The organism is Nocardia sp. 2TAF39 (assembly GCF_052114905.1).
In the GTDB taxonomy this organism is placed as follows: Bacteria; Actinomycetota; Actinomycetes; order Mycobacteriales; family Mycobacteriaceae; genus Nocardia.
Window position 1 is genome coordinate 86851 of sequence record NZ_JBFRFQ010000008.1, and the last position, 15256, is coordinate 102106.

Sequence of the window (15256 nt, forward strand, 5' to 3'; positions counted from 1 at the left end):
CCCGACAGTCGTCACTCGGGCCGGGTCGGATCTGATGGGTCTAGGCGATCGGAACGGCCGACCAGATGCCGAAGATTCGAAATTGCATTGCGCGATAGGGGTTACCGGATTCAGCCCACTCGCTCACGATCATGCAAAATGCGCCGTCGAACCTGCTGTCAGGGTGGACATAACAGCCGTAGAGGCGGGGCACGATATCTGGGCCGCCCAGTACCCACGGCGACCCCTTCACCGGCCGGTACGTCCTGGCCGTCCGCCAATTGTCGGTGATGTTCCCGGCCACCTTCACGAAGGCACTGTAAGCGCCGGCGTCGAAACCGGACATCACCCAGTTCCCCTGTATCCGGCGAAGCCCGATCTCACCGAGCCTGGTGCCATCGGCCAGGATGCCCAGTCGCGGATCGCTGCCCGGATCTCGGCCCCAGCCCCAGTTCTGGCCGTTCCAGCCCCACCCCTGCCAGGCGGCCGGATTGGTGAGGTCGGCATGATTCTCGCGCACCCGCCACAACAGCATGTTCTTGTTGCGGGCAAGCCCTCCGGTGGAGATGATGTAGACGTAACCGTCACCACCGCGCTCCCAGGAAATCATGGTGCGTTTGCCACCGAACGCACTGGTCGACCATCGAACTGCGGTGTCGGCCCAGCTCTCCCCGTTGTCGTCGGAATAGTGGATCTCGCACCACCGCTCATTCCCCAGGCCCTGGGTTACCATCACCCACAAATAGATTCGGCTACCGATGGTTATGGCGTCACAGGGCAATACGGTCGAGAATTCCGGGTTGTCGTGGACGTAATCCCACAGCTGTCGAGCGCCGCGTGCGGCCGATTGGAACTCGATCGGTTCGGCCATGTCGTGGGTGTTGCTTCGCAGCAGCATCGGCGAACGCCAGTTCGGGCCGCCTACCGCGGGCTCGGTGCCCGCGAACGTGTCACCAGGGATGAACCCGACGTCACCGCTCGGCATCCTGAACGGGATGAAGAGATCCGAGCCGCCGATGTCTGCCATCGGAAGCGGATTCAGATTCTTGATCTTGGTCATCGCCGGACCCCCCCTTGATTCACGTTGCGTCGCGTCCCGGACAGCTCGTACGGAGCATCGAGACAGCAGGCCTACACGACCAGTATCGGGTTCGGTGCCTGGAGCGTTGCCCGTTCGACCTGATCTCCTCGCGAGACACGCCGCCGGGACGGCACTCGGGCCTGCAACTGCAGATCCGGATGATCCCCGAGATTCACCTGGTTCGGAAGTGGAGTGCCCCCGACTCCCGCGGCCGATTCCTCGATACGGAGACTGTCAGTCGGTGCCCAGCTCGGCGAACATCTTTCGCCTCAGCGCCGGAACCGATCGGGCGACGCGGAACACCGCCCTCGCCATGACCCGCGCGACGCGACTGTCGGACACCGTCTGGTTCGCCGTGGTGAGCGAAGCGCGTACCGCTGCGAATCCGTAGTCGATCATCTGGGCCTCGTACCCGTGGATGGCCCGGAGCACCGGCAGCTCGCCACGGTCGGCGGCGACGAGGTTCGCGCACAGCAGCTGGGCATCGCGCAGTGCGATATTGGCGCCGATACCGCGGAACGGGGTCATGCTGTGCACGGCGTCGCCGAGCAGGGTGACCGCGGTCGTCTCCCACGGCTCGACCGGAACCGAGGTGCGGATCGGGATGAGGGTGACCGTGTCGGTGGCGGATTCGCCGACCAGTCGACGCAACTGCGGCGACCAACCCGCGATCATTCGGTCGACGAGCTCGTGCAGTTCCTGCCCGCTGAGCGATTCCAGCTCACGGTCGGTGGCGTAGTCCGCGCGTTTGGCAGCGAACGCCCAGAACACGTAGGGCTCGGTGTTGTCGAAGAGAGCGCCGGGGACCAGCTCGGCGGCACCGTCGTTGCCACCGATCCGCTCGGCCGCAGGCCGCTCGAATTCGTGTGGGGCGATGAACATACCGCAGCTCTTCGGCGGCAGGACAGACAGCGGCGAATTCACGAACTCAGGTGCGATTTTCGCCCGGCTTTCCGCGGTGAGCGCGAACTTACCGGCCACAGTGGCGATTCCGGTGTCCACCCGCTCGGCATGCGGCAGTAGTTGTGCTCGCACGCGAGAGGTTCCACCGTCGGCGCCGACCAGTACGTCACCGATTGCCGAAGTGCCGTCGGCGAAGTGGGTCTCGACCCGGCCGTCGCGCAGCTGCCGGTATCCGGTGACGGCCTTGTCGTACTGCACGAGGTCGCCGAGTTCGGCGAGCAGGATCTGTCGCAAAGTGATCCGGCTGATGCCGTAGTGCCCGCCCTCGCCCGGGCCGGCGGCGGCCTCAGGGGCGAGGCTGACCAGCTCCTTCATCTGCTCAGTGACGAAGCCGAATCCGTTGCCGCCCTTGCCTGAGCTCTCGGTGAACGCTCGGTACAGCTCGGGCGAGAGGAGTTCCTGCAGCGCGCGGCTACCAGCTGGATTGATGTGGATGCGGAATCCTTGGATCCGGTCGGTCCGATGCCGGTCGCGCTCGTAGACCGCAACGCTGACACCTGCTTTGCGCAGCCCGTTGGCAAGGGCGAGGCCGCCGATCCCGCCACCTGCGACGAGTACATGCAGCGGAGTTCTGGTGGACATCAGTATTTCCTTTCGATGGCGACGCGGATGTCGTCAGCCCCGGCTCCAGCCGAAGGGGTTGCCGCGCCGGGTGTTTGCCCGGTCTTGGTGTTCGGTCCCGAGCCGGGCCCAGGATTCGATCAGCCGGTCGAGCAGGCCAGTGAGAGCGACGACGTCCTCGGCGCTCCAGTCGGCGACCACCGCGCCGAAAACCTGGTCACCGATCTGCAGGAACTGCCGCAGCTCGGCTCGGCCCGCCTCGGTCGCCTCGACCAGGACTGCCCGCCGGTCGGCCGGATCCGGGGTGGTGGTCACCAGCCCCGCGTCGGCGAGTGCCTTGACATGCCGGGTGACCGAGGACGGCAACGCATCCAGTCGCTCGGCGACCTCACCGGCCCGCAGCGGGCCGTCCTCGGCGGCCGACTGGAGCACCCCGACCCGGACTGGGTCATAGGCCCTGGAAGTCCCCTGGCGCATTGCCTCCGCGAAGCGGCTGGTCGTGCGAGCCAGCTCGGATACCTGTTCTTTGTTTGCTTCCATGAAACAATTTTATATTATTTGCTTCTGGGAAACAAGAAATTTGTGTCGAGCGTTGGCTCTGACTCGAGCCTGTGGCATGGCGTGGGGGTGCCAGGGGATGCCCGCGGCCGGATTCCGCTGCGTGCCAGCCATGTTGATGGTCCATCACGTTCGCCGTCGCAAAATTTGAAGGCCGCATGGGGTCGGCGGCAGCTATCCGCTTGCGGCGCAGCCGGATTCGCGCATATCTGTTCGGGCATTGCTGCGATGGTTGCCGGTGGTCTCAGCTCGGCCAGCAGTTGGGGCTCGTGCGCCGCCATTGATCGTACCGTCAAGCAACGGTACATTTTATAGCGTGACGGTCTAGCAGTTCAGCGCACGCCGGTCCGTCACGAAGTCACTGTCTTGCCGTGCGACTCAGGGCGTACAGCAAGACAGTGCCGCAGAGCATCGAGACGCCCCGTCAAGGCCGTGCGGTCGCTGCCGGGGGAAGCCATGATGCAGGTCGGCGTGCTTGTTTGCATACAAACCACCGAGCAGGGACCGAGCCATGCAAAACGACGAGGCTACACAGATCCGGTATGTCGTCGCGCGACTCACGACATGCCATCCAGAGCTAACCGCTGACACCATCGCGTCGGTTGTCCAACGAATCCACAAACGCTTCGTGGGCGCGCCGGTGCGCGAGTTCGTCCCGCTACTCGTCGAACGCCGCGCCGGACGAGAACTGTCCGAAACCTCGAGGTGACATGAGCCGACAGTGAACGACTACGCTGACAAGGCCCAGGCCACAGTGTTTTTCAACCTGCTGGTCGCGGAAGCAGACGAGTTGGCCTACTTCATCGAAGCGATGAAACGTGCAGGACCATCCGGTCCTGCAGGACGCACTACGGAGTTGCGTCGACTCCGGACCGAACTGCATGAGGTCCTCCGCTGCATCACCCAGATCCGCCGAAGATTCCCCGGCGTCTCCGCGGTGGGATCAGTATCCGGGCGGGAATTGGCGGACCGACCCTGACTGCGGAACGGAAAGAACCGCTGCCGGCGCGGATCAGCCAGGCCACCCCGGCGAGCCGGAGGCCACCGCGACGCCACCGTCGAATTCGAGGACGACCCCGAGCCCGGTGTACGAACTCTCGCGTCCTTCGCCGTTCGGGATCTGTATCGGCCCGCACTACGCTCGGGGTCATTCGGATGGCTCGATCCCACGCAACGCGTGCGCGATCAGCCGGATCGGCTCCGCGCAGGTGGCATATCGCGCGAACGGATCCTTGGCCAGCGACTTGTCCAGGATCGAGTCGACCGCGTGCGGGATCCAGCGTCGACGCCACGAGACGTCGGGCGGATGCTTATGCAACTGCGCTTCTGCGATCGCGAACCGAGTCGACCGTAAGAACGGCGGGCGACCGGTGAGCAATTCGACCGCCGAGCACGCGAGCGAGTACTGATCCGTCGCCGGATACAGCTTCTCGCCCCGCAACAATTCCGGCGCCGCATAGGGAACCGACCCCACCACGAAGCCACCGGGGGCCACCGGCTCGACCCCCTCCCATCGGCGAGCCGTCCCGAAATCGGTAAGCAGCACGGTCACCGGATCGCCACGGCCAACAAGGATGTTCGACGGTTTGACATCGAGGTGAACCACACCCCGCGCGTGCGCGTAGTCCAGACCCTCCGCGATACCGGTGAGCACATCCAGCACCAGCGCGAGATCCGGACTCTCATGTGGCGCCGGGTCCAGCGCAGCTGCGGTTACACCATCGACGTACTCGGCCGCGAGCCATAACAAGCCTTCGGACTCACCATGCGCATACACCTGCACGATATTCGGGTGATGCAACGCATGCGCGATATCGAACTCGTCGCGAAACCGGCCCCTCGCCGCCTCCGACCGGCTGTCGGCGCCACGCAGGACCTTCAGCGCCACCGCCCTCGACCGTTCCGGATCCTCTGCGAGGTACACCTCGCTGCTGCCGCCACGTCCCAGTGGCGCTCGGACGACATATTCCGCGAACCGGGCTCCTGGCCTGAGTAACACCGGCACAGCCTAGAGCCACCGCAACAACCTCGCCGACCAGAGGAGGTCACCGAGGCGACCGGGTCGAGTCGGCGGTCGTGCCTGTCGGGAACCGTTCACTACGGCACCGCTTGCGTTCCTCCCGGCGCTACTGGCAACCCGGCTGCCTTCCACGCCCGGAATCCACCGATGAGGTCGGTGACGTGACGCAAGCCGAGGCGGCGTGCGTCGGCCGCGGCGAGACTGGACGCGTAGCCCTCGTTGCACATAATCACCACCGGAGTATCCGCGGTGATACTCGGTAGCCGGTGCTCGCCGGCCGGGTCGAGGCGCCACTCCAGCACGATCCGCTCGACCACCACCGCACCAGGAATCTCTCCCTCGGCAAGTCGGTTCGCGTACGGCCGAATATCCACCACGAGTGCTCCGTCGGTCTGCAACGCCGCCGCCTGCTCCGGGGCGACCCGATCCAGCTGTGCCCGGGCCAGGGCGACCATCTCCTGGGCGCCTGTGCTCATCGTTCGCTCCGCTCACTCATAACTCCGCCTCGCCGGCGCTCGACTCCATCATGACCGAGCGGTGCTCGGCTGTACCTGTTGTTCGCTCGCTGCGCTCGCTCATGACTCCGCCTCGCTGGCGCTCGACTCCATCATGACCGAGCGGTGCTCGGCTGTACCTGTTGTTCGCTCGCTGCGCTCGCTCATGACTCCGCCTCGCTGGCGCTCGACTCCATCATGACCGAGCGATGCTCGGCTGTGCTCATCGTTCGCTCGCTGCGCTCGCTCATGACTCCGCCTCGCTGGCGCTCGACTCCATCATGACCGAGCGATGCTCGGCTGTACTCATCGTTCGCTCGCTGCGCTCGCTCATGCACCCGCGAAGTCTGTGAGACTGCGGTACTCACGGACCGGCCGCAGCGGTGGGGAGTACGCATGCACTGACGCTGCGGGGCGCGCGCTGCGGTTGCGGAGCTGGTGCGCCCGATCGGGTCCGAATGCGACCGTGTCGCCGGCTTGCCATTCCGCGGTCCGGACCGGCCCACCGGTGTGCAGGTATTCCTCGCTGAGTTCGCCGATGGAGACGGTGAACGCACCGGCTGCGCCGCCATGGTCATGCGGTTCGGTGCCCTGTCCCGGAGCCCACGACAGCAGCCACAGTTCGACGCCCATGGTCAGTGCCAGTCGGGTCCACCAGCGTTCCTGGGCGCCGAACCGCACGATATCCAGCAGCGGCGTCGCCAATTCACCGGCCACCTCGCTGGTCAGCTTGTGCAGTTCCGCGGGTGACCACAGCGCTCGGTCCGGATGGATGGCATCCCGAATGAGCGGCACATCGATGTCGGGATGGATTTCGCGGGTGTGCTTGAGATTCACCGCGAGGGAAGTGGTCACATGTGCTCCTGACGTGGTCGTGCGGACAATCCGGTGTAGCTACAGCACCGTGGCGAGCCCGGCGCGGAGGCCGAAAAGGATGTCGTCTACCGCGCCGTGCCGACCGCGCCCCGAACGAGTCCGTAGTGGCACCGGGCGGATGCTGGTGGCTCCGTCGGCGCCGAACGGCCATCCAGGTGCGGTCGTGCCGCATGGATTATCCGCCATCCCGGCGCGTCTGCCACCAAACACAATCAGCGCGAGCAAAATTCGACGGCCTGATCAGAGGACGTAATCGCCACTTCGCTGTCCAGCCAGGCGGTGAGCCGTCGATGCCGCAGGGTCGCCGCCGGACACCCTGTGGCGCATCCGTTCTATGCCCAGCGATTCAGCGATGTCTTTCGGCGCCGGAAAGAGCTGACTACTAGAGGATCCGGCTGAACGGGCTGCCGTTGGACGTGATCATCGATGAGTCGTAGCCATTCGTCGATCACCCTCTGGTCAGGCAAGCTCTTCGCCGCCCGAATGCGAATCCGGCCTGCCCAAGGGTGATCAGGTGGAGTACATGCCGATGACCGGCTTCCTCGAGGGTTGGAGGGTGGTCAGGAGGCTACGCATGACTTCGTCGGCGACCGCGACGCAGCCTGCGGTTGCCTTACCGGCTTCGACGTGGACGAAGAAGGCCGAGCCCTTCTTCGGCACGACAGGGAAGCGGTTGTAGTCGATGACCAGCGCGTAGTTGTATTGCGGCTCGGTTCTCCCGAGGTTCTCGCTCAAAGTGGTGTCGAACGGGCAGTCGGCCTCGGCGCATTGGAATTTCTGGTTGTACAGCGGACTTTTCGTGTCGGATACCCACCACCAGGTGTTCGACGAGTCGACCGACAGGTAGGGTAGTTTCGCGTCCACGTCGGGCAACCGGCCGAAACCTTCGGTCAACGCGAACGTACCCTCCGGTGTGTAGCTGGCGCCTTCCTCGGCTTCCTTCGAAATCCCTTCCGCGCCGACCCATGCCGGCACCGTGAACGTGCGTTCCCAGTGCCGGAGCCTGTTTCGCTGCCACAGTTGCAACGTCCCATGGTCGGCGCCGACCGGCGCGGTCACCCAAACAACCTGAGTGCCGGGAACGGCGGCCGGGTCGAACGGCGGCCGGTCGCCGGTGATTCTGGGCAGCAACACGATGCCGAGCACCACAACGACCACCGTCACGGTCGCCAGAGTGATCGTGACGGTCCACCGCCGCGCCGCCGCGTCTCGGACACCACCATCCGCCAACTCCATTCACGCTCCTGCGATTCAGGCTTCGATGTGCACGCCCAGGACATGCTGCCGCGAAACAACTCGTAGAGCAGGTTATAGAAGAGGGAGCCGTCAGCCGGCCGGTTCCCGCCGGATCGCTAGCGGCTCGATCTCGGGCGCACGGCCCCGAAGGACTTGAATGCCTTCAGTGGGGCCGCTGGGCCACCCGAGAGAGCAGCTCGCATCGGAACACCTCGCCCTTGTCGCGAATCCGACCGGCGATCCCGCCGACCAGCGCGAACTCACCTGCAGCCCGGCATGTCGAGCTGATCCGCTCGACACAGCCGAACGGCCCTACCACCTACTCGGCTGGTTGTTCGGCCGCGTCACCGCGTACGAAATCGTGGTGCAGTTGCGGCGCGACGGAGAGCACGTCGCGCTGCTCGCAATGATGGACAGCTACATAGCGGACCCACCCGGAACGGCGACCGGCGATGCCGAGCAGGTACCGGGCCGGGCTGATCGGCGGTCTCCTCGGCGAACGAGCCGGCGACCACGGCAACGTCTCGGACGTGGATCGGTCGCGGTCCCGCAGAAAATGACCGATGTCCCCGAGCCGTTCGCCTCCTTCGGCGCCCGATAGGGTCACCCGAATCCTCGACGGGGCAGCGCGCTTGGTGCTGCTGCGCAGCGCCTACCAGCCGAGGATGTACCGCGGCGATGTCATCTATTTCACCGCCGGCCTAGACGCCTGACCGGCTGCGCTGGCGCGTCGATCTGGAGCAACGTCGTCGACGGCACGGTGCGCAACCACGCCGTATCGACTACGCACCGGCAGATGACGATGGCTTCCGGGCCCGGCCAAATCGCCGAAGTGCAGACGGAGCTGTGGCGAGACGGCGAGGTGGGCAGAGATCGAGCTCTACGCCGGACCGCGCCGACGGGCGGGTGGGAATGGCTCATGAGATGTTCGGCACCGGGGGACGGTAGTCCGCGACAAGGGCGGTGGCGTTGTCGGTTCCTCCGGTGCGGAGGGCGGTGTCAACCAAGGTGTTCGCGATGGTCCCGGTTGTGTTGCCGTCCGCGAGTAAGGATTTGATCGTAGCGATGCCGAGCGGCTTGTGCACGCCATCGGTGCTCAGCAGCAGTCTGCCCGTGCTCGATCCGGTCGCGGCGTAACCGATATCGGCCGGACGCACGGTGCGCGCCGAAGTGGTGACGAGATGGTTCATCCGTGGTGGAGGAACGAGCCCACGGGCTCGCCATAACTCGGCGACGGTGTGGTCGGTGGTGATCTGGTGCAGCACCCGCCCGTTCCACCGATACGCGCGACAATCACCGACCCACGCCACCTCGCAGGGCCGATCCGGCTGACCTGCGGCGGGCAGCACCGCGACGACGAGCACACTGTCGGCCGACGGCTCCGGAAACTCGTCCAGCAATTCCTGTTGCGCCACAAGAATTCCCGCTCGAGCCCCGTCGCGCGCACCTACCCGCGCCGCGGTCGAGGCAACCATGCGCGCCGCTCTTGCGGCAAGCAGATGATCCCCGACACCGTCGGCGACGACGAACGCTGTCGCCCCGGTCACCGCGTCGGTCGCGACGGCCACCGCATCAGCGTTGATCGACCGCAACCCACGCCGGCTCGCCGAATCCCCCAACGCCCCGGCGAGCCCCAGCATCTCGATCCGCGGCATGCTCGATGTAGTGGCAGTGTGCATTGCTGACCTCCTCGGGGCCGGATCATGCTCCATGAGCACCCTCCCAATACATCGCCCCACTCCGTGTGCTTCACCAGAATCACCCGTGTATTTGCTGTGAAGTCGCTTTCGATCAGGTCACAGCGCGCGTACTGAGTAATCCACAGGATCTGGTCGGCGGGTCCACAGCACCGCGCTGCCTATGGCCGGCACCAGATGGCGTGCCACGCCTGGGATGCGAGACCGCCAACCGGACCGCTGGCGTACGTGGGCTCGGGGTAGTCGACGCGATCGCGCTCGTGGCCACCTTGAACCCTTTCGCGGGACTACTCACTTATAGTGCCGATTGCGATGGAGTTCGGCATCAGATGGGCTTCCCCGGATCTGTAGCGACACTTCCGACGGATGCCGACTGATCGACCAGATTCCAGACAACCGAGATGTGCAAAATTCCGTGAATGGAGTAGAGCGTGTCGATCAACAGGCGTCGGTTCTTTGCCCGCGGTGCCGCGGCCGCAACGGCCGCCACTGCGATGCCGGGCGCGACAGGGACCGGCAAAGCCCGCGCCGATGTCGACCCTGACAAGCCGAACATCCTCGTGGTGCTGGTGGACGAGATGCGCGCGCCGATGTGGTTTCCCGACCAGGAAGCGTTGGACGGGATACTGCCGAATATCGCTCGAATCCGCCGAGCCGCTGTGTCATTCGAGCAGCACTACACCGCGGCGAACGACTGCACACCGTCGCGTGGGGTCCTGCTCACCGGCTTGTACTCTCATCAGACCGGCTGCATGATGACCTCGCAGTCGACATTGTCGCCGCTGTTCCCCACTTGGGGCTCGATGATCCGCGAATATGGATACGAGACGGTGTGGTGGGGTAAATGGCATCTCGGGCACGACTCGGACACTGATCCGGGTTCGCTGGCGAATTACGGATTCGCGGGCGGCACCTATCCGTCGCCCAACGGGGCGCCCGGACAGGGCTTGCAGATGGACCCTACGATCGTCGACCAATTCCTCGCTTGGCTGGATGCGGAAGCAGGTCGAGGACCGTGGTGCTGCACGGTGTCGTTGGTCAATCCGCACGACATCCAGTGGTGGCCCCGGTGGACTCGACGCCTTCAAGCGCAGCTCGACATTCCACGTTGGATGAACGACCTGCCCGCGAACTACGAAACTCTCGAGCAACTGGCCGAGAAGCCACGCCTGCAGATGGCGTTGGTGGAAGCCTCGGCGGTCGCGTTCGGGATGGCACCCTACGGAACTCCCGGTGCCGAGCAACAGTGGATCGACATGCGCAACCTCTACCTGTGGCTGCAGCAGCAGGTCGACATCCAGATCGGGCGGGTGCTCGACGGGCTGTACCAGCGCCTGGATGTCGCCGCCAACACTGTCATCGTCTTCACCTCCGACCACGGGGACTATGCGGGCTCGCACGGGCTGCACGGTAAAGGTGGCGCGGCCTATGACGAGGCGATCCGAGTGCCGCTGTATGTGCACGATCCCCGCGGCCTGCTGAGCCCAACGTCTTCCACCAGGACCCGCGGACAGCTCACGTCCAGCGTCGATATCACCCCGCTGCTGCTGACGATCGCCACCGGCGGCAGCGCATGGCGGGGGGACGCAAGATACACACACCTCGCCGATCGCCTCGACATCGCCGCCCTGTGCCGCGATAGGGGCACTCCCGGGCGGCCCTGGATCGTCCATGCCACCGATGAACCCACCATCGAAGAGGCAGCCGTCTTGTTCAACCAGAATGCGCCCGCACACGTCGCAGCGGTACGCACCGCCGACGCGAAATACGTGTCCTATTCACACTTCGTCAACGGACGTATAGAAATCGATCCGGCTCAGCAACAAGAATACGAGCTCTACGACTACGCTGCGTCGGGCGGACAACTCGAACTCGACAACCAAGCAGCCCGCAACGGTGAGCTGAGCGCCCACATGGAGCCGCTACTGCAACAAGCCATTGTCGAACTGAACCAGCCGCTTCCACCTTACCTGCGCCAAGCACAGGAACAAGGCTGGGCCGATTACCTGGCACAGGAACACAACATTCTCGCAATTGCACAGCACGCGCTGGGCGAACTGCAAAACGTGCTCCCCAAATAGTCCCGACCGATGTCCACTATGCCGGCCGATCCCGACACCACCGCGGCCGGCTTCTGGTCCGCCGGTCGCTGAAACGGACGGCGCGCGCGAACACGAACATCAGCCTTCTTCACGGCTGCGACAGAAGGGTGAGCCGGATGACCTCGACCTTTGTCCCGCGATAGCCGCACTCCGTTACTTCGCTGCCGGCTAGCGGGCGTCTTCCTCTGCCCAGAAATCTTCGGCTGCGGTGAGCTTTTCGACAAAGGATTCAAAATCTACTGCGAGGAGACGTGACGCACCATCCTCCGAGTCGAACAACGCTACAGACGGTTCACCATGTGGGCCGCTGTTGCGGTAATCGAGTGCGATCCAGTAATGCCCGTCGCCATCGAGCAACACGATAGGGGAGGGGAGTTCCCACTCCCGCACCAGGTACGGTGTGAGGAGAATGGAGTCGTCCTCGTCGCGGTGCCCGATTCCCCTCAGCATGTCGAATTGTTCGTATTTCTCACCCGGATCGGACCACTCGCCGTCCCCGTCCGGGCAGTCGAGGGGAACCGCGTTCCAGCGGTCGCCGACCGACCCGCCGTTGCGTACCCGCAGCAGACGCAAGAGCGATTCGGGAAGCGTGACACCGAGCAGCTCTTCGGCCTCGCGGACCGCTTCGTCGGTCAGCGGTTCCTGAACACCGGTGTCGAAGGTGTAGTCCCAGAACGACGCCATGACCTCTTCGAACGCCGCCATGATCAGAACCCGCTCCGCGGCATCAGACTGTGTGTTGCCCTCTCGACTGCGACCACCTCCGCAAACTTCGCCCCGCCTATCGTCGCCACGCACCACCGGCTCGCAATGGAGATCAGCATCTCCATCCCCTTCTCTCCGATCCGCTTTTTCCTCGCCGGAGCATGCCAGCTGGGTAGGACAAACTCGCCCGAATCCACGGTGACGAACCGATCGACGGAGGAGAGTCTGCCCGCACAGGCGCTGGTCAGTGCGTACACCACCGCGGCGAAGGCACAGTTCGCACAGGATGGTCGCAAGGAGCGGACGGACCTGCGAACACGGCCAGTGGGTGAGTTGGCGCCGAGTATTGTGTCGAGCCATTGTCGAAGGAGCTGTTGCGGCGGGTCCGGCGAACGGCCGCCGATTCATCCGACTGCGAGGGGGACAATCGAATTCGCCGGGGGGCGCACCAGTGCACGGCTGGGTTCACGCACTTCCGCGATTCCCGGCGAACTGCATCCGCCTCCCGTACACTGTCGCGATCGGAGACACCCGCTGGCAATCGGATTGGGGAACGGTGTGGGACCTCGCGTACCGGCGAGCATCCGCAACGGAGGATTGTGGGTGCGACGCTTCGCCGGGACGACGCCCGGGGCGATCGGCGCGATCGTCGTCGTCGCGGCTGTGCTCTGCCTGCTCGCCGGACTCACTTGCGCGAATCAATTGAATGGCAAGGTGACCCGACGCGATGCGGTACTCGAGCGTACCGAGCCGGTGGCCTACGCGGCACAGAGTCTGTATGTCGCACTGTCAGCGGCCGACGCGCTGGCGGCCGCGGCGTTCCTGTCCGGCGGTATCGAATCACCGGAGGTGCGCACCGGATACCAGCAGGCGCTGGCCGATGCGGCGGCCGCGCTGGCGGAGGCGACGACAGGCGCCTCGGATGACCTGACCCGCCGGATCGTCGCACAGATTTCCGCTGAACTGCCCGCGTACACCGGGCTGGTCGAGGCAGCGCGTGCGAACAACCGCCAGGGCTTTCCGGTCGGCTCGGCATACCTACGAGAGGCGTCGAGTCTGATGCAGCGGTCACTGCTGCCGAACGCCGAACGGCTCAGCAGCCAACGCTTGGCGGCGGTTCGTGCCGATCAGCGGGATATCGGGGACCTGCCACTGACCAGTGTCGTGCTGCTGCTGTCGGTACTGATCGCCTGCGGCGCAGGCTCGTTCGTGCTGTTGCGGCTGACCAATCGTCGCCTGAACGTGGGGTTGGCCGTTGCCGGTGGCGCGGCGGCAATCGCGCTGGTGTGGACGGTCGGGGCGACCCTGATCGCCGCGGCGTCCGTCGAGACCGGCCGGTCCAGCGTGACCAGCCGGTTCGAGGCGTTGGCCCAGGCCAGGATTCTGGCTCAGCAGGCCAGGACCGACGAGACGCTGCAGTTGGTCACTCGCGGCGATATCTCGGCGGGCGAGCACGATTTCGTCACCCACACGACAGCGCTGCGGGATCGCCTTGCGGACGCGACCGGCCCGGATTCCGCGGCGTTGCAGGGATTCTCGAGATGGATCGCCGGGCATCGCAGGCAGCTCGAGGCGTACGAGGCGGCGAACTATTCAGCGGCGGTGAGGCAGGCGATCGGTGCCGGTGTGGACAGTTCGGCCACGAGATTCGCGGATCTCGATCGCGAAGTGCGCGACCAACTCGCCGTCACTCGGGCCGAACTGCGTGAGGGAGTCGACTCCGCGGGGGATGCGCTGGCCTGGAGTCCCGCGGGCACGTTGGTGCTGCTGTTGGTTGCCGGGGGTGCGGTCGTCGTCGGGTTGTGGCCGCGACTGCAGGAGTTCTTGTGAGTGTGCGAAAGACGGAATGAGGCCACCCCGATGCAGATCCGCGGCTGGATACGAGACCGACCGAGAACCGGAGGTCATCGGAGGATCACGCGTGAGTCGGTTCTGGTGAGCAGGCGACTGTCGCCGTTCGGAGCGGCGGTTCTGATCGGTGTGGTGGCGCTGGTGACCGCGTGCGGTTCGGGCACCTCCAATCGCGCGCCGATGGTGCTGGGCCGGGTGAACCCGCTGCCGCCCGGCGCAGCGGAGATCACCAGTGCACCGCACCAGCGCGGTGACAAAACCTGCGATGCAACAGCGAGTCTGCGGCCCGGCCCGCTGCCGCCACCCGGCTCTATGCCACCCGGTTCGGCGATGGCGAAGATCGTCGCGAACGGCCGGGTCCGGGTCGGGGTGGAGCAGAACACCTACCTGTTCGGGTTCCGCAATCCGCAGACCGGTCAGGTGGAGGGTTTCGATATCGACCTCGCGCGGGAGATCGCCCGTGCCCTGTTCGGCGACCCGGAGCGGATCGAGCTGCGTACGGTCCCCTCGGCCGAACGTATCGACGCGCTGCGCGACAACGAGGTCGATGTGATCGTGAACACCTTCTCTGCCACCTGCGAACGTGCGAAGGACGTCGACTTCTCCAGCGTGTACTACGTTTCGGCGCAACGTATTCTGGTGGCCAAGAACTCCGGTATCCGTTCCCCGGACGACCTCGCGGGCAAACGTGTCTGCGCCGCGCACGGTAGCACCTCGGCCGAGCCGCTGTTCGCCCTTCCTGCGCGGCCGACGGTCATCGGTACGACCAGCTGGACCGACTGCCTGGCGGCGATACAGCAGGGACACGCCGACGCGGTCAGCACCGACGAGACGATCCTGCACGGACTCGCAATGCAGGACGCCAACCTCGAAGTCGTCGGCGATCCGCTGGGGCGGGACAACTATGCGATCGGTCTGCCGAAAGGAAACTCCGAACTCGTCCGCTTCGTCAACGGGGTGCTCGACCGGATCCGCTCCGACGGCACCTGGGATCGGATGTACCGCACCCGGCTCGGCGTGCTCGGCCCATCGCCGGGACCACCGGCCCCGCGGTACCGGGACTGAGCTCGACCATCATGCGAGTTCCTTCACTCGGCGAGGATCGTGACTTTCCCACCTCGAATCGGGTCGCG

General features: G+C 65.3%; 15 protein-coding genes. 6 read left to right on the forward strand and 9 right to left on the reverse strand.

Features of this window, described 5'->3' with window-relative positions:
- Positions 1-40 precede the first annotated feature (40 nt).
- The 3 genes from AB4Z47_RS07285 to AB4Z47_RS07295 all read right to left on the reverse strand — a co-directional run bounded on the left by AB4Z47_RS07285 (position 41) and on the right by AB4Z47_RS07295 (position 3124).
- Positions 41-1039 (reverse strand): DUF4185 domain-containing protein, encoded by a 999-nt coding sequence (locus AB4Z47_RS07285; RefSeq protein WP_441948923.1) that lies wholly within the window; start codon positions 1037-1039, stop codon positions 41-43.
- Positions 1040-1294: 255 nt separating this feature from the next.
- Positions 1295-2605: an FAD-dependent oxidoreductase gene (locus AB4Z47_RS07290; RefSeq protein WP_441948925.1), complete on the reverse strand. Its 1311-nt coding sequence runs from the start codon at positions 2603-2605 to the stop codon at positions 1295-1297.
- Between the two features lie 33 nt (positions 2606-2638).
- A complete protein-coding gene (locus AB4Z47_RS07295) occupies positions 2639-3124 on the reverse strand; it encodes a MarR family winged helix-turn-helix transcriptional regulator (protein WP_441948927.1) in 486 nt (161 codons plus the stop codon).
- A gap of 529 nt (positions 3125-3653) precedes the next feature.
- On the opposite strand from AB4Z47_RS07295, the gene AB4Z47_RS07300 reads away from it, so the two are divergent.
- Positions 3654-3851 (forward strand): three-helix bundle dimerization domain-containing protein, encoded by a 198-nt coding sequence (locus AB4Z47_RS07300; protein ID WP_441948928.1) that lies wholly within the window; start codon positions 3654-3656, stop codon positions 3849-3851.
- A 12-nt stretch (positions 3852-3863) separates the two neighbouring features.
- Positions 3864-4121, forward strand: coding sequence for a hypothetical protein (locus AB4Z47_RS07305; protein WP_441948929.1), 258 nt, complete (start codon positions 3864-3866; stop codon positions 4119-4121).
- A 168-nt stretch (positions 4122-4289) separates the two neighbouring features.
- Here the strand turns inward: AB4Z47_RS07305 and AB4Z47_RS07310 are convergent, their stop codons facing one another.
- From AB4Z47_RS07310 to AB4Z47_RS07325, 4 genes are all read right to left on the reverse strand, one after another.
- Positions 4290-5141, reverse strand: coding sequence for a serine/threonine-protein kinase (locus tag AB4Z47_RS07310; RefSeq protein WP_441948931.1), 852 nt, complete (start codon positions 5139-5141; stop codon positions 4290-4292).
- Positions 5142-5239: 98 nt separating this feature from the next.
- Positions 5240-5638, reverse strand: coding sequence for a rhodanese-like domain-containing protein (locus AB4Z47_RS07315; protein ID WP_441948932.1), 399 nt, complete (start codon positions 5636-5638; stop codon positions 5240-5242).
- Between the two features lie 348 nt (positions 5639-5986).
- Complete coding sequence (locus AB4Z47_RS07320; RefSeq protein WP_441948934.1) at positions 5987-6511, reverse strand: cysteine dioxygenase; 525 nt, start codon at positions 6509-6511, stop codon at positions 5987-5989.
- 531 nt (positions 6512-7042) lie between these two features.
- Entirely contained in the window at positions 7043-7768 is a 726-nt protein-coding gene (locus AB4Z47_RS07325) for a L,D-transpeptidase family protein (RefSeq protein ID WP_441948936.1), read from the reverse strand.
- A 157-nt stretch (positions 7769-7925) separates the two neighbouring features.
- Between AB4Z47_RS07325 and AB4Z47_RS07330 the strand changes: the two genes are divergently transcribed.
- On the forward strand, positions 7926-8369 hold the full coding sequence (locus AB4Z47_RS07330; protein WP_441948937.1) for a hypothetical protein: 444 nt from the start codon (positions 7926-7928) through the stop codon (positions 8367-8369).
- 316 nt (positions 8370-8685) lie between these two features.
- On the opposite strand, the gene AB4Z47_RS07335 is transcribed toward AB4Z47_RS07330, so the two are convergent.
- Positions 8686-9447, reverse strand: coding sequence for a PP2C family protein-serine/threonine phosphatase (locus AB4Z47_RS07335; protein WP_441948939.1), 762 nt, complete (start codon positions 9445-9447; stop codon positions 8686-8688).
- Positions 9448-9896: 449 nt separating this feature from the next.
- On the opposite strand from AB4Z47_RS07335, the gene AB4Z47_RS07340 reads away from it, so the two are divergent.
- Positions 9897-11546 (forward strand): sulfatase-like hydrolase/transferase, encoded by a 1650-nt coding sequence (locus AB4Z47_RS07340; protein WP_441948941.1) that lies wholly within the window; start codon positions 9897-9899, stop codon positions 11544-11546.
- A gap of 189 nt (positions 11547-11735) precedes the next feature.
- Here AB4Z47_RS07340 and AB4Z47_RS07345 read toward each other — a convergent pair whose 3' ends face one another.
- Complete coding sequence (locus AB4Z47_RS07345; RefSeq protein ID WP_441948943.1) at positions 11736-12272, reverse strand: SMI1/KNR4 family protein; 537 nt, start codon at positions 12270-12272, stop codon at positions 11736-11738.
- Positions 12273-12875: 603 nt separating this feature from the next.
- Between AB4Z47_RS07345 and AB4Z47_RS07350 the strand changes: the two genes are divergently transcribed.
- Positions 12876-14102, forward strand: a complete 1227-nt coding sequence (locus tag AB4Z47_RS07350) for a hypothetical protein (protein WP_441948944.1) — start codon at positions 12876-12878, stop codon at positions 14100-14102.
- Between the two features lie 105 nt (positions 14103-14207).
- Positions 14208-15188 (forward strand): glutamate ABC transporter substrate-binding protein, encoded by a 981-nt coding sequence (locus AB4Z47_RS07355; protein ID WP_441948945.1) that lies wholly within the window; start codon positions 14208-14210, stop codon positions 15186-15188.
- Positions 15189-15256: the final 68 nt, after the last annotated feature.